Consider the following 19546-nt stretch of genomic DNA (forward strand, 5'->3'; position numbering starts at 1 on the left):
GGGTGGACTCGCGCCGTCGGACCACCAAACGTCCCATCAGGGCCCCAGGTATGTCCTGGGCCCTTTGCATCTGCAGGTGACCAGGTCAGGAGGGTCATGAAGCGCCTTGGCATCTCCATCTATCCCGAGAAGAGCGACCGCGACGAGCTGCTCGACTATATGGAGCGGTCCGCGAGGGCGGGATTCTCCCGCATCTTCAGCTGTCTGCTCTCGGTCGAGGACAGCCGCGAGAACGTGATGCGGGACTTCTCGGACATCAACCGTCGTGCCCATGAGCTGGGCTTCGAGGTCTTCCTCGACTGCGACCCCAAGGCCTTCAGCAGGCTGGGCGTGTCCTACCAGGATCTCGCCTTCTTCAAGGATATCGGCGCGGACGGCATCCGCCTCGACATGGGCTTCACGGGTAGCGAGGAGTCGCTCATGACCTTCAACCCCGAGGGCCTCATGGTCGAGGTGAACATGAGCAACGACGTCCACTACATCGACACTATCATGGACTACCAGCCCGACCCCTCGCACCTGGTGGGCTGTCACAACTTCTACCCGCATGCCTACTCCGGCCTGGGGCTCGACCACTTCAATGCCTGCACGCGTCGCTTCAGATCGCATGGCCTGAGAACGGCGGCGTTCGTCACGTCGCAGGCATCGGGCACCTTTGGGCCTTGGCCGGTGACGGACGGTCTTCCCACGCTTGAGATGCACCGGCACCTGCCGCTCCATCTTCAGGTGGAGCACTACGTCTCCCTGGGCACCATCGACGACGTCATCATCTCCAACTGCTACCCCACGCAGGAGGAGCTGGACCGCATAGGCACCCTGCCTAGGAACCTGGTGTCCTTTGGGGTCGCCCTCGCCCCGGGCCTTCCCGAGGTCGAGCGGTCCATCGTCCTGGATGAGCTGCACTTCAACCGAGGGGACGTGTCTGCGAACTTCCTCCGGTCCACGCAGAGCAGGGTGAAGTATCGGGGCCACCACTTTGCCGTGCTGGACGCACCCGAGGTCATCCGCCGCGGCGACGTGGTCATCGAGAGCAGCGAGTACGGCCACTATGCCGGCGAGCTGCAGGTTGCCCGCAGCGATATGCGCAACAGCGGCAGGAGCAGCGTCGTGGGGCACATCCCCGAGGAGGAGCACTTCCTCATCGACACGATCCGCCCCTGGCAGAAGTTCCGTTTCCACGAAGCGCAGGACGCATGAGATGGCTCGGCATCGACGGCGGGGGAACCAAGACCTCCTTCGTCACCTTTGATGAGGACATGGGCGTCATTGCGAACCTGCGCCTTCCCAGCTGCCACATCGCCCAAGCGGGCGAGAGGGGCATGGCGAGCGTGCTGGGCGAGGGCATCTCCTGGGCCATGCGCGAGGGTGGCCTGGGCGAGGAATGGGGCATTGGATTTGGCCTCGCTGGTTATGGCGAAGAGCCGCTCTCCCGCGCGAAGGTCGAGGGGGTGTGCGAGAGGGTCGCCCTGGGCCATCCATATGCGCTGCTGAGCGACCTCGAGGCGGGCTGCTCGGCAGCGTTAGCTCTCGCCGACGGTGTCGTCATGGTGGCCGGCACAGGGTCCGCCGCCCTGGGTATGCGGGGCGAGCTGAGCCTGCGTTGCGGTGGCTGGGGGTGCCAGATAGGGGACGAGGGGAGTGGCTGGTGGATGGGCCGCCGGCTCCTGCAGGCCTTCAGCAGACAGGCGGACGGGAGGTCCCCTCGTGGCACCCTGTACCAGCTGGTCCGGGAGCACTTAGGCCTTGTGTCCGGCTACGACCTCATCGCGCTTAGGTGGGGGTCGCTTGTGGGCCGCAGCGAGGTGGCCTCACTGGCGCCGCTTGTGTTCGAGGCGGCAGACGGGGGAGACCCCGAAGCGAGCCACATTCTCGATGAGGCCGCTGCGGCTGATGCCGAGATGGCCTCGACCGTCGTGCGGGGCCTCTTCCCCGATGCGAGCGAGGTGAGGATCTCGTACATTGGGGGAACGTTCCTGGGCGGAGGAGGCACCATCCTCAGGATGCTCCCGGAGCTCCTGCCTCCGGCCTGCCGGTTGGAAGAGCCCGTCTTCGAGCCGGTGGCCGGAGCCTGCCTGGTGCTTCGCAGGTCTCTGGAGGGAGGGGACGCATGTATGCGGGGTGTCGTATGACGAGGGCGGTGCCATCGCGGCGCGAGGGGCTGTCGACCATGCGTTGCTCCGGGAGCTGATGGCGCAGCCGTACTTCTCTCTCAAGCCGCCAAAGTCTGCGGGGAGGGAGCTCTTTGGCACGCAGGCCGTGGCCCGCATCCTTGCCACTCATCCCGACGTGCCTGGCGAGGACCTGGTGCGCACACTCACGGAGTTCACGGCGCAAAGCGTGGCGGAAGCCTGCCTGCGCCTTGTGGAGCCCCGCGTCGGCGGTCCCATCGACCGCCTGGTCGTGGGAGGTGGAGGGGCACACAACCCCGTGATGGTGGGGGAGATTGCGCGGTGGCTTCCTCACGTTGAGGTGCTCACCCAGGAGGACCTGGGTGTTTCCAGCGACGCGAAGGAGGCAATGGCCTTTGCCATACTGGGTAACGAGACCCTGCACGGGCGACCCTCGAACGTACCCTCGGCAACGGGAGCAAGGTCGCCAGCGGTGCTGGGAACCATCACCCCGCCTCCCCAAGGCGGTCCGCTGCCATGGCACCTAGGGTAGAGAAGTGAGGGGTTCGCAGAAATGAGTCGACACGACAGGCCGGCCAACAGGAAGTTCCACGGCGTGATCTCCGAGGACAGGGTCCAGGAGCAGACCGAGCGCATGGGTGTGTATCCGTTCACGTTCACGAGTTCGGCCATCATCGCCACTGCGGCGCTGCTGGGGTATCTCGTCCTTCCGGTGCTCCTATCGATGGCGGGCGTGGACGTCAAGGTGACGATGCTGGCGCTGGGGCCACTCTGCGTCTCCTTGGCGTTGGCGGCCACACGCTACCTGATTGACTCCAAGCGCGGAGTCACGCGGGGCTTCTGGGTGACGTTTGCCGTGGCGCTCTCCGTTCTTTTGACCATTACGTACCTGCTCGTGTTCCGGGGCGTCGCGCTGTAGGCCGAGCGTGCCATCGGGCGGGCCTGCTGCCGGGACTTTCTCGTTGACTCCCGCCACCGGTGACTTCCCGGTGACCCTCCCGGCCCAACCACCCCGGCCAACCGAACATGTGAGCGCTCGAACTGTGCGCTTGCCTCGCGAATCCTGGGCAAACGTGGGGCAAGCGGACAAGTGGGCCCACGACCCGTGCGGTCGGGGAGGGACCCACCCCGCGCGGGACACGCGGCTTGTGCGCTTAGGGTGCCCCTGGTTGGCATCGCAACCCCGCGCCCCGACCATCGCCCCTATCCCGCAAGCGCCTCGACTTTGGGCATCCGTGAGGCGTCGATCGTCTTGAGGTCATAGTCAGTCTGCAGGTTGAGCCAGAACCGGGGCGTCGTCCCAAGGGCCGACCCCAGTAGCCACGCCATCTCTGCCGTAATGGACCGCCGCCCGTTGACGATGTCGGACACAGCGGACTGCGACTTGCCGATGGCCTTGGCCAGGCGGTACTGGCTGATACCCAGGGGCTGCAGAAACTCCTCGCGCAAAATCTCTCCGGGGGTGGAGATGTAGTCGTTAATGGTAGTCACAGAACTCAACCTCCGTCGCCTCGCCGTTGTGCCATATGAAGCACGGTCGCCACTGGTTGTTTACACGAATGCTGTGCTGTCCCGCATGATTTCCCTTGAGTATCTCGAGCCTGTTACCGGGAGGAACCCTAAGGTCTCCTAGCTCACGGGCGGCCGAGAGAATCTGCAGCTTGCGGTATAAGGGCTTTCTCGCATTTGGAGGAACCCTGCGCGGTGGATTGGCGACTGGGTCCAGCCAGAAGAGCTCGATGTCCTTGTCTGCAAACTGCATGGCACCCCGCAGCTTCTCTCATACATGATGATAGTACTGTAATACAGAAGTATTATCAAGCGATATAGAGAGGGTCGAAATCGTGGCCGCCTCCAGCCAACCGCACATATGCGCACTCAAATTGCTCGCTCGAAGGGAGAATTCTGGGCGAACGCAGAGCAAGCGAGCAAGCACATGTGATTCTTGTCCGCTTGCCTCGGATGCTGCCTTGGAGCAGCCATCCCCTCTCGCTAGTGTGTGCCTGCGTCTGGCCCTAGCCTTCCACGGTGGCGTTTCCCATGACCTTGAGGATTAGGTAGGCCCCACCTCCAGATGGCGTCTCAGTTCGTAGGTCGCACCTAGCAGGTTGGCATCATTTCCATGGAGGGCGCGCACTACATGGGGCTTGGGTAGTTGCTTGAGCGGCCACGGTTCGTATTGCTCGTCCACCTGTTGGCGTATTGCCTCAATAAGGGCATCCTGTGCCGAGATGCCTCCGCCGATGGCAAAGACGTCCGGGTCGACGATGGCCTGCAACGAGAAGAGTAGCATGGCAAAGCGCCTGGCATAGGCGGTAAGCCCCCTGCGCGCGGCTGCGTCGCCGTCGTTGATCCACTGAAAGACCATGTGGCCATCTGTGGCTTGGCGCTCGCTGGGGGAGAGCCCCTTCTCCTTGCATACGATGTCGCGTAGGGAGGACCAGCCAAGCCCTCTGGCAGCCATGGATTCAACGTCGAGGCCGGGCGCATAGTCGGTGGGGACGAAGCTAAACTCGCCAGCAAAGCCGTGAGCTCCCGAGAGCACGTGGCCGTCCGCGACGATGCCGCCACCCAAGCCGGTTCCTATGGCGATAACCACACCCACGCTCGAACCCATGAGGGCGCCCATGGCATACTCGCCCAGGGCGCAGCTCTTGCCGTCGTTGGTGACTGCGACGGGCAGGCCACACGCCTGGGATACGCGTCTACCCAGGGCACAGCCGTCCATGTAGTCGAGTGCTCCACCTCCTATCACCGTGCCCGTGGGATCGTTGGTGCGTACGGTTCCCGGTACGCTGAGAGCCACACCACGCGACTGTTTGAGCCATGGCTGGGCAAGTGCGACCACGGCGTCTATCAGCTCGTCTTGGCTTGAGAAGTCCGTACCGATGCGCCCCCTCTCGTGAAGCGCATAGGTATCATCGACATTTGCCCACTTCACTTGGGTCCCGCCTATGTCGACCGCGAAGTAGCTTGCCATCGCTATGCCTCCTGCAGGTTGCCCGAGAGCTCATGATGTCCCGAGGCTATGGTCTCATGGATGCCGCAGCTCTCGATGCGCGCCGTCGTCCCCGCAGGCACGTCAACGGAGATTCTGACCCTCTTCCCATCCTCCATCCGCCAGCTGACGGCGGCGCGGCCGAAGGGGGTGAGGTGCCACACGGACGCATGGTCGATGCCCCCACCGATGATGGGTGCCACGCGCAGACTTCTCCAGCCCGGCTCCGCAGGCGCGAGCCCACCGACGCACTGGAATACCCACTGTGCGACCGACCCCAGCGCGTAGTGGTTGAAGGAGGTCATGTCGCCGGGGTTCACCGTGCCGTCGGGCAGCATAGAGTCCCAGCGCTCCCAGGTTGTGGTTGCACCCATGGACACCTGGTAGAGCCAGCTGGGGCACTTCTCGCCGAGAAAGAGCCTGTAGGCCTCCTCGACATGGCCGGTCTCGGTGAGGGCCGGCAGGACGAAGGGGGTCCCGGCAAAGCCCGTCCCCACCTTGTAGCCCGCTTCATGTACCAGCTGTGCAAGGCGGTTGCCGGCCTTCTGGCGTCGCCCTCCCTTGACGAGTCCAAAGGCGATGGCTAGGGCATAGGCACACTGGGTGTCCGATGTCATGGTGCCATCCGCGTGCACGAAGCGCTCCGAGAAGCCCCTCTTGACGCGGTTGGCAAGGTCTGTGAGCCACTCTGCGTCCTGAGCCCTATCGAGTACCTGTGCCATGCGGGAGGTCATCCAGCAGCTCTCATAGAAAAACGCCGTGGCGACAAGCTCCTTCTCAGTCATGGCGCGGATGGGGTCGTCCGGCGGAGCCGTCGGGTCGAGCCAGTCACCCAACTGACCTATCATCAGCTCGGGTTTGCGGTCCCATATTGCATCGGGAGAGAGGTAGCCCTCGACCTGGCTGACCCAGGAACGGGCAAGGTCGTAGTGGCGTTCGAGTAGCCCAGTGTCCCCCGAGGCCATGTAGAGAGCCCAGGGAACCCGTGCGGCGGCGTCTCCCCATAGGGCGATTGCCGAAGGGTCCGACCACACTCCCAAGGGGACGTAGGGTACATAGTAGGGCACAGTCCCCACGCGCCGCTGCTCGCTGCGGACGTCGTCAAGCCAGCTGGAAAGAAACTGTGTCGTGTCATAGAGATAGCAGGAAGTGGGAGCAAAGAGCGCTATGTCACCCGTCCAGCCCAGGCGCTCGTCGCGTTGGGGGCAATCGGTGGGGATGGACACGAAGTTGGACCTCAGGGACCAGGAGACGTTCTCGCAGAGCCTATTTACCCGCTCGTCCGAGCATTCGAAGCCACCGGTCTCCTCCAGGGCTGTGTGATACGCTCTCACGACGAGATCGTCGTCGGCGAGATCGTCGATTCCCGAGATCTCTGCATAGCGGAAGCCATGCATGGCAAAGCGCGGCTCCCACCACGTATCCACTCCTGCGGAGATATAGACATCGTGCTGCCTGCCGCGGCGCAGCGGCCGGGTCGAGAGGGTCCCATCGTCCTCCAATACTTCGGCATGCCGTAGCTCCACACGCTCGCCTGCGGCAAGTCCCCGGACGTGCAGGCATATGCGCTGCGTGCAGTTCTGTCCCATGTCAACCAGGAAGCGCCTGTCACCTAGCTTGGCGATGGATCGTGGGTGCATCCGCTCACAGGGTCTCACGGGTGGCAGGGGCGTGTCCTGGATCTTGTGGGGATCATAGTAGATCTCCGCCACGGGCTGCCAGGCGGAGTCATCAAAGCCCGGGCGCGACCAGCCCTTCTGCTCGAGGCGGGTGTCGTAGCGTTCTCCCTCGCAGAGGTCGCTGCACACGATGGGCCCTAGGGCGCTCTTCCAGCTGCCATCCCAGGAGTTGGAGCGTATAGACGCCGTGCTCCCATCGGCAGGGACCGCATCGATCTGGGCATATACCGCCAGGCGATTGCCATAGACGTTGGCCCTGCCGCCATCGAAGCCGATGCGCCCACGCCACCAGCCGTCGCCCAGCCACAGACCGATTGCGTTGGGTCCCCTGTGCAGGAGATCGGTGACGTTGAAGGTCCAGCAGGCCAAGCGACTGTCATAGCAGGTCCAGCCGGGAGTGAGCACGTCCTTGCCTACCCGCAGGCCATTGATTTCGGCTTCCACCAGGCCCAGGGACGTGAGGTAGAGTCGCGCTGCCACTGGACGTTCGGCCAGCTCGAACTCGTTGCGCACCAGAGGGAGGCGACGGTGGTCACTGGCCCCGTCCAAGGAGGAGGGGCCCACGAAGTCGGCCATGCGCAGAAAGGGCACGAGCAAGCCCGTCTCCACCTCAAGCCTATCTGACCAAGGTCCCGTGGCCTGCACGTCGGTGAGTCGTGCCCTCAGCGTTGCGTGCTCGCGGGGGGCCAAGGGATCGAAGGGCCAGTGGAGCAGTACGTTGTCGTCCACGCCTGCATAGGCGTGCTGGACGCGCGCCTCGCTCCCCAGTACGGAGCGCGTAACCTCTATCTCCACCTTTGGTCCATGACCAGGATGGTGTCTGTATTGCCAGCTGATTCGTGGGGAGGCGTCGCCTAGTCCCAGTACATCGCCGGCAAAGTGCTCAGCCTGGAGGTGCGTGATGCCCATGGCGATCGCCTATCTTGTACGCAGGCGAAGGAGCATGTACTGACGGGAGGGGAGGTCAACGCGGACATGCCCCTCGAAGCTGCCAGGCAGCGTCTCGAACGTCATGTTCCAGGTGTCGATGACGTCGATGCTGTAATTCTTGCCTTCGGGCAGGTCGAACTCACGATAGGAGGGACGGAAGAATCCGAAGTAAATGACCACGTCGTCATCACCACCTCCGCGCTCGTTTGCCATGCAGGTGATGTCCCAGGTGAAGGTTCCCAGCAGGATGCCCCGCTCGTCAGGCACCGTGTCCATGTCCTCACCGAGCGATTCCATGAATGAGCGGCAGAAGCCGATGCGGGCGGGGGAGTCCCCGTACAGTCTTCCGCCGTGCGCCCACCAGATCTTGGGGCCCCGGTCCACGAAGGTCTCGCCATGGCTGAGATAGCCGCCACGCAGGCAGCCTTCCCAGAAACGCCTGGTCATCTCCTGGCCGGTGAGGTTACCCCAGCCCCAGTTGATGTTGCCCTCATAGGCGCACTCATCGACCACAACGGGCTTGCCGTATTGGGCGCGCAGCTCGCTTACGCATTCCGCCGTGCGCTGGAGGTCACAGCGTTGCCAGCTCACATGGGTGATCCAAGGGTGGGAGTGGTCAAAGATGGTGCGACAGTTGTGAATGGAGCGCAGGTGCCCATAGGGGTCATTGTCCATGATGATACGGGCGTACTGGTCCCAGTCCTCTACGGACTTCCATGGTAGGAGGTCGAACTCGTTGGCGAGGCTCCACCAGACGTTCTTGTAGGCCGCATAGCGCCGCGTCACGTAGGTGAGGTAGAAGGCATCCTCCTCCTTGCTCATGCGCGAGAAGCCCCATTCGGGTTTGTCGTAGGGGTGCAGCAGGATGATGTCCGCCTGGATACCTAGTTCGTCGAGCTGCGCCAGCCGGTGGTCGAGGTTCTCCCAGAACGGCTCATAGAAGCGCGTGCGATCGAAGCCCCTGCCCGCGGCCCCAGGGAAGGCGTACATGGCGGGGTCGTCGTGGTTGTAGTCGTAGTACTTGGGGAAGATGCACATGCGCACCTTGTTGAAAGGGCTGGCAGCGAGGGTCTCGACGGTCTGCTCCTGTACCTCGGGCTCTTGGTTCGTCCAGGCGTAGCAGGTGGTTCCGAAGGGCAGGAAGCTGGTGCCATCCTCGTAGCAGAACTTGAAGTCGTTGCTGGTGTCAAAGACGGTCTGTGTTGTGCGCACGTCCTTCGCCCTGAGCACGCGACCATGGTTGCCTGGCCTTGCGGCGCTCACCTCGAGGGTGCCCTTAAGGCCATCGAGGGTCCTATCGGAACTGCTGGTGATATAGGACCAGCTGCCTGCACTGCGCGGCATGAAGCGTATGCCGTAGCGCCCGTCTCCGCGGTAGAAGCCGCGCACGGACACGCTGTCGCCGTTGTCCTTGCGTCTAAACGTCGCATCAAGGCGCACGTCCTGGTATGGGTTGCCCATGCTCGTCCCGGCGAGCGCAAGATCGAATACTTTGTACTGCTCGATGGTTTTCGTTGTGTTCATGGGGTCTCCTCTGTGGTGTGGCGTGTGGTCGTGTTCTGTCTGGCCCCTCGGGTCATGCCCAGGTTAGAGGCATGACCCGAGGGGCGGCGTTTCCATTGTGGCGCACGGTCCCCTGGGCGCTGTGCGCCGTTACCTACTTGACCCTGCGGATGAAACCGATGAAGACGGCCCCCACAACTACCAAGAGGATGGCGCAGGGGAACACGAGGTTGTAGCCACCGGTTGCGAGGTAGATGTTGGACGCCACGATGGGGGCCAGCACCTGGCCCAGGGTGTTTGCCATGTTGAGAATGCCCAGGTCCTTGCCCGCATCATCGGGGTTGGGAAGGACGTCGACGTTGAGCGCCTGGTCAACGGAACTGTATACGCCATAGCCCAGGCCTGATATGGCGGCAAAGACGAGCATGCTTGCAGCGCTGGGGACAAGGAAGGGAACCAGGATTCCCAAGGCGATGAGGGCGGAGCTGAGTATGACCAGCGGCTTGCGACGTCCTATCCTATCCGAGATGGCACCAGATGAGAGGGAGGCCACTATGGAGACCACCATGATTATGACTGACATGGTGGACATGACGCCTGCGGCCTCTGCGGCAGAGAGGCCGATATAGCGCTCGATGATGTAGAGCTGGAACGTCACAATCATCTGGTAGCCAAAGATGAGCATGAGACGGCCCATGAGAGCTAGGTAGAAATCACGGCAGTTCTTGGTGGGTGGCACGAAGGAGACACGTGTCTTTGAGACGTCGCTCTGCCCCTGTGTCTCCAGTGTCGCAGACTTCTCGCGAGGCCAGATGATGACGGCGAGGATGCCCGTGAAGATCCAGCTGACGGTGCCGACGACGAAGCCGGGCAGGGGATTTTGGATGAATGACGATCCGATGATGGTGCCTAGGGACTGGCCCACGATGGCGCCGCCGCCGTAGAAGGCGCTGAGCGTTCCACGCGCGTTGAAGGGGACGCGGTCGGCCAACACCGCCACCGCAGGAGCCAGCATGCAGTTGAGGCCAATTTGCAGAAGCGACCACCAGGCAACGATGGCGAACTGAGTTGTCGCCGTCGAGGTGAGCCAGAAGGCGAGTCCGCAGACGAAGCCACCGATGACGACGAAGGGAGTGCGCTTCCCGAAACGTGAGTGACATCTGTCTGAAAGCGCGCCAAAGACGATGTTCGCCACCAGAGCGAAGATGATGCCGACCGAGTTCATGGAAGTGAGGATGACCTCGGGCGTGCCTATCCCCAGGTGATTGAAGCGCTCGGGGAGGAGCACGGCCGAACCGATGGTGCCGCTTGCCATCCACATGATGCCAAAGATGATGAAGCCCACCATGAAACGGGCCTTATCCACTCCGGAGAGGGGTTTTCCGGTGTCTGGCGCCAACTGATTGGCGTCCACCCCGCTTGCTGCCTGCTTTGCATCGCTCATATGCGACTCCTTCCTCTCGTATCTCGTGCATGCGACCGCATGCAGCACCGACTGTCCATGGAGGTGGGGAGTATTGGGCATCTTTGCTTAGTACCTATTACTTACTATCTAGTAAGAAAAATAATCCTTTGGCGAGGGCGCACGACGTGCGCCCCCGCCAGCGGCCGGAATGACCTGCCAAGCGGTGTGTCGGCGCAGGAAGGCAACCCCTACTGATAGAGGGGTGCGCCCGGCACGCTTGGGGTACCATGGCTGGTGCTTGTTTCGAGAGCGACACTTGGAGGTTCGTGCTATATGCAGCTGGACGAGGACAACGGCAAGGTGACGGACTCCTCTTTATCGCCGAGGGCGCACAGGCGCCTTTACCAGATACTTGATGCAGCCTATCTGCTGGTGGGCGAACGTGGCTTTGGTGGCATGTCCCTGCAGAGCGTGGCGAACAAGGTCGGCATCACACAGACGGGCGTTCTCCATTACGTGCACAGCAAGGACGGCCTGTTGAGGCTTCTGATAGAGCACTACTATGACAAGGGGACGGCAGGCGACGAATACCTTGCTGCCCACGAGCCAGGCGGCGCGCTCGAAGGGCAACCCCTCCTGATTCCGGAATTCTGCCGTGCCATGGTGAGGCAGAACGCCCGGCGTCCAGACATGGTGATGGCCTTCCATGTGCTCGATACCGAGGCCTGCTCGCCCAAAAACAGCGCGCATGACTTCGTGGTGCGCAGGTCCAAGGGAGCTATCTCCCAGGGGAGTAACTTTGCGTGGAGTGTGCCCGAGGGTGTGGACGCGGCGCAGACCTTCTCCGTCGCGCTGGCGGCCGAATACGGCCTCGAGGGCAGGTGGCTGGCGCGCCAGGATGAGATTGATCTGGTGGACGAGTGGGGACGCTATGAGGACGTGCTCTTTCCCCTGCCGCTTTGGGAGGGCTACCGTCAGCTGCCGTCGAGCGCCGCGCAGGCTGCCTCTCGATAGGATAGCGGTAGGTGCATGGCCGTCCTTGGGTGCTCGCGGTAAGGGGGAGCTTCATGCGCGTTATCAAGAGTATCAATCATAACGCCGCGCTGTGTCTCGATAGTGCGGGGCATGAGGTGGTTGCCCTGGGTAAGGGTGTGGGCTTCGGTGAGCTGCCCCGCGAGGTGGGCGTCGAGGAGGTCTCGCGCACCTTCTATGACATTGATCCCCGGTACCTGGGGCTTGTCCAGGAGCTGCCTGCAGAGCACCTCGAGTTTGCGGCCCAGTGCGCGGACGTCATTCGTCAGCAGCTCTCCTACGAGCTGTCCCCCAACTTCCCTATCACCCTGGCCGATCACCTCTCGTTCATGCTCAAACGCGCGCAGGAGCACATCGTCGTATCCATGCCACTGTCCTGGGACGTTGGGCAGAGGTATCCCTTGGAGCTTAGGCTGGGGGAGCTGTGCGTGCGGGGCGCACAGCGAACCTTTGGTGTCAGGTTGCCTCCCAGCGAGGCAACGGGTGTCGCCTTGTCCATCATCAATGCCACCCTCTTACCAAGCAGGCCCCAGCGTCGCGATGGTGCCCGCGCCGAACGCATCATGGAGGGTGTGACGGGTCTCGTCGAGGTTGAGATGAGCGTCTCGATAGCGCGTGACTCCTTCGATTACGCCCGCTTCGCAACGCATCTTCGCTACCTCATAGACCGTATGCTGTCGGGTGAGCCCATAGCCACACTGAACACCTCCCTCTACGAGGAGGTGGTGCGCTCATACCCGGCGGTTGCCGCCTGTGTGGACAAGGTCGCGGACTATCTGGCGCTCAGGCTTGGCACGTGCCTGAGTGACGAGGAGCGTCTCTACCTCATGCTGCACATCAATCGCGTGGTGTGTCGTGCCCATGACGCGCGTGATGGTGCGTGACGGTTTCCGTAGGTTGTATCGCCCTCGTCCCCGCGCTCCCCTGGCCGTCTGCCACGACTGGGCTACCGTCCATACTCCTTTGGATGCTTGCTGCTTGACTCTGGCATGCTCATCTGCGAGATTCGTAGGCAAGTTTTGGACGTTACTTGCGCGTATGCGCGAGGTGTCACCAAGGCGACGAGGGGCAGTGTGCCTTCGCGCAGGGTGGCACCATTTTTTTGCATGGGGTCACCACCGCGTGTGACAGCCCTGTGACGCTCGTCCCCTTGGCCAAGTCGAGAGAGGAGAGCACGCATGCCAGACAACAAGAAGATAGCCTCCGAGGTCGTTGCTGCGGTGGGTGGTGCCGGTAACATCAATTCGGCACTCCATTGCATGACGCGCCTCAGGCTTGCGATCAAGGATCGCGGCCTCGTGGACGAGAGGGCGGTCAATGCCATCAAGGGCGTCCTGGGCTCGCAGTGGTCGGGTGGACAATACCAAGTGATCATCGGACAGAGTGTGCCTAAGGTGCATGCCGAGATCGTTGCCCAGGGCGTCTCGTCCGGTGGCATGGTGGACGAGAACCTTGATCAGGGCCTGTCCCAGGAGAGGCTGACGCCCAAGGTCGTGGGCAACAGGATCCTCGATTACCTCTCTGGCTCCATGGTCCCGCTTATCCCCCTCATCATGGGTGGCGGCCTGTTCCGCACCATTGCGGCCATCATCGGCCCGACGATGCTTGGCCTCGTGGCGGCCGACAACCCCCTGTACATCTTCCTCTATACCACCCTCTACGAGGCATCCTTCTACTTTCTTCCCATATACCTGGGCTATACGGCAGCCAAGAAGCTAGGTGCGTCACCCGTTTTGGGCCTTCTGGCCGGAGGCGTGCTCATCGCACCGACGGTGGTGGCTGCAGCTGCTGGCCAGACACCCATCAGCGTCTATGGCCTAGAGATCGTTCCCGAAAACTATGCGCAGTCCGTGCTCCCCATCGTCCTCACCATCCCTGTGCTCCACGTGGTGGAGCAGTTCATGAGGAAGCATGTGCCCGATGTGTTCTCGACGATGTTTACGCCGTGGTTCACGATGATCGTCGTCGTCCCCATCGAGCTGATTGTCCTTGCGCCCCTCGGCAACCTTATCGGCAACGGGGTCGCCAATGCGCTCTTTGGCCTGGCGGATCTGGGTGGCGTGGGCATCCTCGTGGTCATGGCCATTCTCGGTGCGTTCTGGCAGCTCTTCGTCGTCGCCGGTATGCACATGCCGGTCATCCTGCTGGCTCAGGTGCAGATCATCCAGGCCGGCTACGACCCGTTCGTCTTCGTCTCCACCAACTGTGCCATGGCGGCCGTATGGGGCTGCGCCATCGGTGCCTTCCTGCGTATTCGCAACAAGGAGGAGAGAGGCATGACTGCTGGTTACATCGTGTCCGCTCTTCTCGGTGGCGTGACCGAGCCCACGCTCTTTGGCGTGCTGCTGCGTTGGCGCAGAACCATGCTGGGCATGTTCATTGGTGGCGCCATCGGAGCTGTGGTCTCGGGCCTTCTGGGCGTCACCTACTATCTGGCGGGTGGCGCATCCAACCTGCTCGTCATCACCAACTACTTCCAGGGAGGGACGGGTAACATCGTGAGCGCCGCCATCGGCATGAGCATCTCACTGGTCGTTGCTGCCATTGTCGTCTACCTCATGGGCTTCACCAAGGAGGAGCTTGCCGAGCTTGACGCCGAACAGCCCGGCGAGCTTGTTGTCGAGTAGCGTGTGACCTCAATGATGAGCGATCGGGAGGGGCGCGACCATGCATAGAAGCCGTGCACGGGCCATCTTCACCAATGACGCAGAGTGCGATGACATGAACTCGTTCATCCATCTCCTGCTCTACGCCAACGATATCGACATCGAGGGGCTGGTGCTCTCGAGCTCGAAGTTCCACTATGCCGGTGACCCCAGCGCGGGCATCGAACCCTTCCGCTGGGCTGGAGGGGAGTGGATGTGGGACTACCTCGATGCCTATGAGCAGGTCCATCCCAACCTGGCGGTGCACGACCCCAGCTATCCAACCGCGGATCAGCTGCGATCCGTCACGCGCATCGGCAATGTGAAGACCACGGGCTGCATGGACGAGGACAGCGCGGGCTCGCGCCTCATTCGGGAGGCTATCCTCAGGGATGACCTACGTCCCATCTGGCTGTTGGCGGGTGGCGGAACCAACACCATCGCCCGCGCCCTCAAGAGCATAGAGGAGAAGTGGCGGGACAGTCCCGCGTGGGAGCACGTCTATCGGAAGGTGTGCGACCGCACACGCATCTACATGATCGTGACTCAGGACGACACCTACCGCGACTACATCTGCCATGCCTGGCCCGACCTCCCCTTGCTGCACAGCACCAACATGGGTGGCATTGCCTTCCTCATCAACGAGGGGAACTGCCCGCCCGATGCGCTTGCGCTCATGAAGGGGGCCTGGCTCAAGCCACACCTCCTGGACAAGGGGCCGCTGTTGGCACATTATCACAGCTGGGGCGACGGCCATGTGTATCCGGGCGAGCAGGACCGTTCTCAGTTTGGGTCAAACCCGAAGCTCATGGGTGGTGCCTGGTGGGGCGGGGAGCCTCACGGGCGCTACGACATGATTTCGGAGGGGGACTCCCCGAGCTTCCTGCACCTGGTGGACACGGGCCTGCGCTCCCTCGAGGATCCGGGCTTCGGTGGCTGGGGAGGACGCTTCGAACGCAAGGTGGACAACGAGTTCAATCCTGCCGCCGCCTACTGGTGCAGTGCGCCGGACGAGGATCGGGGCCCCACGCGGGGCGACGCCTACCAGTTCTCTCGGTGGACGGCGGATTGGATGAGGGAGTTCGCCTGCCGGGTGCAGTGGTGTGTGACCGGATGTTACGAGGATGCCAACCATGCACCCCATCTCGATGTCGTGGAGGGCGACAACGTCACGGCTCGGCCCGGTGAGCGGGTGGCGCTCCATGCACGGGCAAGCGACCCCGATGGAGATGCCCTCGACTATGACTGGTTCCGCTATCAGGAGGCCGACACGGCCCCTGGCGGCGGCGAGGTGCTCACGAGCCGGGACGATGAGGCCACGGTGTCCGTGCCCCTTGATGCGAGGCCAGCGGAGACCATCCATGTCATCTGCCGCGTGAGGGATTGCCCTGCGGTGGGGGACGACTGCCTGTGCGCCTATCGTCGAGTGGTGGTGAGCGTGGTCTGACGGCGGCATGCGCCACGTGGCCGCACGGGTTCTCAGACAAGGAAGAAGGGGCGATGTCATGGCTCGATACAAGACCTTTACGACAGTGGGGGACTTTGGCCCTTGGGTCAAGCGGCTCATCCTCGAGCTTCCCAGCCCCCTGTGGGCCAACGAGGTGGACGCAGACGCCTTCAACGTCTATGTGGAGCGCAAGGATCCGGTCACAGGCCAGGTTGTAAGCGCCAAGGAGCATGGCGCGGACGTCCGTGCCCTACCATCGCGTGGCTTCGTGGACGTGCGCCGGGCCTACGTCTCCGATGCCCAGGGCGCTCCCCTGCATGAGGGCAGGTACGTGACCCTCGTTCTGCCCGAGGAGCGCCTCACCAAGCGCATCGACGGTGGCATCACCCAGGGACACCTGCGCCAGAGCCACTTCCGTGTGACCCAGCTCAGGACGTTTGTTCCCCCGGTGGCACAAGAGCCTCCGGTCGTCGGTTTGGTATGGGACGAGGACGCGGGTGATATCTGCCCACAGCTTGAGGGCTGGGACCTCGAGGGCGAGGGGACCTACGCCGGCGTCACGATGCGCTACGCCTCCTTTTCACCTGTCGAAGGCGACACGGGCAAGCTGCCGTTGCTGCTGTGGCTCCATGGTGCTGGAGAGGGCGATGAGCCCTACCGCACCGTCACCGGCAACAAGGTCGTGGCGCTCGCCGAGGCGGACATCCAGGGCAAGCTGGGAGGCGCTGCCTACGTGCTGGCGCCGAGCTGCCCCACGTTCTGGATGGACTCGGGTTCTGGTGACATCGAGGATGACAACCAGAGCATCTACTCGAATGCCCTCAGGGCCCTGGTGGACGAGTTCGTGGCCGCCCACGCGGATCGTATCGACGTACGCCGCATCTACGTGGGTGGCCTCTCCAACGGTGGTTTCATGACCTGTCGCCTCATCGCGGACAACCCCGGCTTCTTTGCTGCGGGCGTGCCCGTGTGCGCCCCCTGGAATGACCGACTCGCGACGGAGGGGGAGCGTGCTGTCCTGGCTGCGACGCCCCTATGGTTCGTGCATGCCGACGATGACCCGTTGGTGAGGCCCCAGGAGACAGCGCTCCCCACCTACTGGCATCTCAGGGACTTGGGTGCCCGCGACCTTCACCTGACCTATTATGACCACCTCGAGGACGAGACGGGCGTCTACCGCGACGAGGACGGCAGACCCATGCGCTACCTCGGCCACTTCGCGTGGGTTGGCGTCTACCACGACGGCCCCACGACCGACATCGATGGCACCCATGTGCTTGTGGATGGTCGGCCCGTCACGCTGTGGCAGTGGGTGGGAGCACACTCCCTGCGCGACGGAACGTGATGTGTGGAGAACTCAGTAGTGCCTGCCGTAGCGACCGCCGCCGAAGCCGCGACCGCGGCTGCGCGACCCACTGAACAGCGAGCGCGTGGGCCTCTCGGTGGAGCGGGTGGGGTTGGGGACGATGCGCGCTCCGTCGTACTCGAACCCGTCCAGATCCCAGAGGGGCACGAGCTTCCTGGTGAAGTACTCGATCTCGCGCAGGGGCGTGATCTCGTCCGGCGCCACGAAGGTGTAGGCCTGACCCGTCGCCCCCGCGCGTCCCGTGCGGCCGATGCGGTGGACGTAGTCCTCGGGGTCCATGGGCACGTCGAAGTTCACGACGGCGTCGATGCCGCTCACGTCGATGCCGCGGCTCATGACGTCGGTGGCCACGAGGACCTGCACCGTGCCCTTACGGAACCTCTCGAGCGCCCGCTCGCGGGCCTTCTGGGGACGGTCGGCATGCATGACGTCCACGGACACGCCCACATGCTTGAGCAGCGCCTCGAGCTCGTCCGCACGGTGCTTGGTACGACAGAAGACCAGCACGCGCTCGGGCCGTGTGCTGGCGGCGCCACCCGTCTTGAGGAGCTCCTGCAGGAGCTGGGCCTTCTGGCCCTGCGTCACGGGGCACAGGTGCTCCGCGACGGTGTCGGCCGTCTGGCCCACGCGTGCGATCTCGATGGTGACGGGGTCGCTCAGCATGGCGTCCACGGTGCCCCTGATGGAGGGTGGGATGGTGGCGGAGAAGAGCAGGGTCTGGCGCTTTTTGGGGCAGGCGGCCACGATGCGGCGGACGCTGGGCCAGAACCCCATGTCGAGCATGCGGTCCGCCTCGTCGAGCACCAGGCACTGCACCTGGCCGAGGTCCACGTGACCATGATCCATGAGGTCGATGAGGCGCCCGGGTGTGGCCACGAGCAGGTCACAGCCCGCCTCGAGCTCACGGATCTGCCGCTCGAACTTGGTGCCGCCCCTGACCACCACGGCACGCTGCCCGGTGTGCTCGCACACCACCGAGACGACGTCCTCGATCTGGGACGCCAGCTCACGCGTGGGGGTCACCACCAGGGCAAAGGGGCCAAAGGGATGGGCATGGGGGTCCCGCGTGCGTATGGGGGCGCCCTTGTCGGCGTGCTTGCGCCCACGCCTGCGCTTACGTGCCGGGTGGGGCTCCTCGGCATCGGATGCCGTGGGGGCGCTCGCCTGCTGTGTCTGCGGGGACGCGGCGTCCCCCGACGAACGCTTGTGATGGCGCCTGCGCCGACGCCTTGGCTTCGAGGGCGTTCCGTCTGCGTCCAAGCTGTGGGAGATGGATGCGTCGTCCCCCACGGCGTCGGCTAGGACGTCGGGGCCGGTGGCGTCATGACGCCCGTCCTTGCGCTCCTGTGCGTCTGCGGCCATCGCCCGCGCCTGCTCCTCGCGCGCCGTGCGCGAGGCCGCCTCGATGACCTGCAGTATGGGGAGGGCAAAGGCGGCCGTCTTGCCCGTGCCCGTCTGCGCGGAGGCAATGACGTCGCGTCCGGCAAGCACCTGGGGGATGGCCTGTGCCTGGACGGGGGTTGGCGTGGTGAAGCCGAGGGCACGGACGCCTTCAAGGATGTGCTCGTTGAGCCCGAGCTGGGCAAAGTCATATTCCATGATATCCAGTATCGCCCAACTGGCCCCTTTCTGCACGGGACAGGCGCAGCGTCTGCCCCGCCGTTTGCCGACGGGGGCGATGTCCTCACATTCTCCCTGGTAGAGTATGGCTAGACCTTTGATTGGGGGCATGGTATGTCCATGAAGCTGCAACTCACGCTCGACTCTCCCAGCGTGGAGGATTGTCTTGACCTCGTGCTGGCCACGCGCGACTACGTCGATACCGTCGAGGTTGGCTATCCGCTTCTGGTGGAGGAGGGGCTGTCGCTCGTGCATCACGTCAAGCATGCCTTTCCGAAGAAGACAGTCCTGGCAGACGTCAAGATCTTCCACAGTGGCGGATATGTCGCACGGAAGTGCTTCGAGCGCGGGGCCGATGTCGTGACGGTGCTGGGCCTTGCATCCGACGAGACGTTTCGTGCCGTGCTGGATGTGGCCCATGAGCACGGTGGATCCGTGGTCGGCGACCTGGCGGGTACGGAGAGCCCCGTTGCCCGGGCGCTCGAGCTCGAGGTCCTGGGCGTTGGGGAGGTCGTGGTTCCCTCGGGGCTTGGCGTCGACGGCAACGAGTTGAGCGAGGTGGCCGACCTGGGCGAGCAGCCCACGGATGACATGCCCCTCCGCAGGCTGCTTGACCTCAACGAGCAGCTGTCAACCACACGCACGGCCGTCGTGGGTCACATCGGCCTGGACAACATCGATGACGTGGTAGCCGCCCGACCCTCCACCATCCTCGTGGGCCGTGCCATCGTGGCGGCACAGGATCCGCGCGCCTCCGCTGCCGCACTCAAGGCGCACATGCGGTAGGGCGCT

General features: G+C 63.5%; 17 protein-coding genes. 10 read left to right on the forward strand and 7 right to left on the reverse strand.

Translation table 11 applies throughout. The features are described from left to right. The first annotated feature begins 96 nt into the window (after window positions 1-96). From HMPREF1316_RS12745 to HMPREF1316_RS12760, 4 genes are read left to right on the forward strand one after another with little or no spacing between them, the layout of a single operon-like run. A complete protein-coding gene (locus tag HMPREF1316_RS12745; RefSeq protein ID WP_021727473.1) occupies window positions 97-1197 on the forward strand; it encodes a DUF871 domain-containing protein in 1101 nt (366 codons plus the stop codon). Further along, the gene (locus HMPREF1316_RS12750) at window positions 1194-2129 is read left to right on the forward strand and encodes an N-acetylglucosamine kinase (protein ID WP_021727371.1); all 936 of its coding nucleotides are present in this window, start codon (window positions 1194-1196) and stop codon (window positions 2127-2129) included. Before HMPREF1316_RS12745 ends, HMPREF1316_RS12750 begins: the two co-directional genes overlap by 4 nt. After that, window positions 2119-2661 (forward strand): anhydro-N-acetylmuramic acid kinase, encoded by a 543-nt coding sequence (locus HMPREF1316_RS12755; RefSeq protein WP_021727372.1) that lies wholly within the window; start codon window positions 2119-2121, stop codon window positions 2659-2661. Before HMPREF1316_RS12750 ends, HMPREF1316_RS12755 begins: the two co-directional genes overlap by 11 nt. Window positions 2662-2682: 21 nt before the next feature. Further along, a complete protein-coding gene (locus HMPREF1316_RS12760; protein ID WP_021727348.1) occupies window positions 2683-3048 on the forward strand; it encodes a hypothetical protein in 366 nt (121 codons plus the stop codon). 284 nt (window positions 3049-3332) lie between these two features. On the opposite strand, the gene HMPREF1316_RS12765 is transcribed toward HMPREF1316_RS12760, so the two are convergent. The 6 genes from HMPREF1316_RS12765 to HMPREF1316_RS12790 all read right to left on the reverse strand — a co-directional run bounded on the left by HMPREF1316_RS12765 (window position 3333) and on the right by HMPREF1316_RS12790 (window position 10683). Further along, window positions 3333-3620: a HigA family addiction module antitoxin gene (locus tag HMPREF1316_RS12765; RefSeq protein ID WP_021727418.1), complete on the reverse strand. Its 288-nt coding sequence runs from the start codon at window positions 3618-3620 to the stop codon at window positions 3333-3335. Next, window positions 3607-3891: a type II toxin-antitoxin system RelE/ParE family toxin gene (locus tag HMPREF1316_RS12770; RefSeq protein ID WP_021727349.1), complete on the reverse strand. Its 285-nt coding sequence runs from the start codon at window positions 3889-3891 to the stop codon at window positions 3607-3609. The genes HMPREF1316_RS12765 and HMPREF1316_RS12770 overlap by 14 nt, the downstream gene beginning before the upstream one ends. 291 nt (window positions 3892-4182) lie before the next feature. Then, on the reverse strand, window positions 4183-5109 hold the full coding sequence (locus tag HMPREF1316_RS12775; protein WP_021727419.1) for an ROK family protein: 927 nt from the start codon (window positions 5107-5109) through the stop codon (window positions 4183-4185). Between the two features lie 2 nt (window positions 5110-5111). Beyond that, window positions 5112-7715, reverse strand: a complete 2604-nt coding sequence (locus HMPREF1316_RS12780) for an alpha-L-rhamnosidase (protein WP_021727391.1) — start codon at window positions 7713-7715, stop codon at window positions 5112-5114. 9 nt (window positions 7716-7724) lie between these two features. After that, window positions 7725-9260 (reverse strand): DUF5605 domain-containing protein, encoded by a 1536-nt coding sequence (locus HMPREF1316_RS12785; RefSeq protein WP_021727431.1) that lies wholly within the window; start codon window positions 9258-9260, stop codon window positions 7725-7727. A gap of 133 nt (window positions 9261-9393) precedes the next feature. Further along, window positions 9394-10683, reverse strand: a complete 1290-nt coding sequence (locus HMPREF1316_RS12790) for an MFS transporter (RefSeq protein WP_051333026.1) — start codon at window positions 10681-10683, stop codon at window positions 9394-9396. A 294-nt stretch (window positions 10684-10977) separates the two neighbouring features. Here HMPREF1316_RS12790 and HMPREF1316_RS12795 point away from each other — a divergent pair, with 294 nt between their 5' ends. The 5 genes from HMPREF1316_RS12795 (at window position 10978) to HMPREF1316_RS12815 (ending at window position 17113) form a co-directional block, all read left to right on the forward strand. Next, entirely contained in the window at window positions 10978-11658 is a 681-nt protein-coding gene (locus tag HMPREF1316_RS12795) for a TetR/AcrR family transcriptional regulator (protein ID WP_021727456.1), read from the forward strand. A gap of 53 nt (window positions 11659-11711) precedes the next feature. After that, on the forward strand, window positions 11712-12560 hold the full coding sequence (locus tag HMPREF1316_RS12800; protein WP_021727402.1) for a PRD domain-containing protein: 849 nt from the start codon (window positions 11712-11714) through the stop codon (window positions 12558-12560). A gap of 294 nt (window positions 12561-12854) precedes the next feature. Then, window positions 12855-14303: a PTS transporter subunit EIIC gene (locus tag HMPREF1316_RS12805; RefSeq protein ID WP_021727461.1), complete on the forward strand. Its 1449-nt coding sequence runs from the start codon at window positions 12855-12857 to the stop codon at window positions 14301-14303. Between the two features lie 40 nt (window positions 14304-14343). Next, complete coding sequence (locus tag HMPREF1316_RS12810; RefSeq protein ID WP_021727395.1) at window positions 14344-15768, forward strand: DUF1593 domain-containing protein; 1425 nt, start codon at window positions 14344-14346, stop codon at window positions 15766-15768. A gap of 58 nt (window positions 15769-15826) precedes the next feature. After that, on the forward strand, window positions 15827-17113 hold the full coding sequence (locus HMPREF1316_RS12815; protein ID WP_021727420.1) for a peptidase S9: 1287 nt from the start codon (window positions 15827-15829) through the stop codon (window positions 17111-17113). Between the two features lie 12 nt (window positions 17114-17125). On the opposite strand, the gene HMPREF1316_RS12820 is transcribed toward HMPREF1316_RS12815, so the two are convergent. Beyond that, a complete protein-coding gene (locus HMPREF1316_RS12820) occupies window positions 17126-18733 on the reverse strand; it encodes a DEAD/DEAH box helicase (protein ID WP_021727472.1) in 1608 nt (535 codons plus the stop codon). Window positions 18734-18868: 135 nt separating this feature from the next. On the opposite strand from HMPREF1316_RS12820, the gene HMPREF1316_RS13490 reads away from it, so the two are divergent. Next, complete coding sequence (locus HMPREF1316_RS13490) at window positions 18869-19540, forward strand: orotidine 5'-phosphate decarboxylase / HUMPS family protein (protein WP_021727383.1); 672 nt, start codon at window positions 18869-18871, stop codon at window positions 19538-19540. The last annotated feature ends 6 nt before the right edge of the window (window positions 19541-19546 follow it).

Origin of the sequence: Olsenella profusa F0195, assembly GCF_000468755.1 — a bacterium.
In the GTDB taxonomy this organism is placed as follows: Bacteria; Actinomycetota; Coriobacteriia; order Coriobacteriales; family Atopobiaceae; genus Olsenella_F; species Olsenella_F profusa.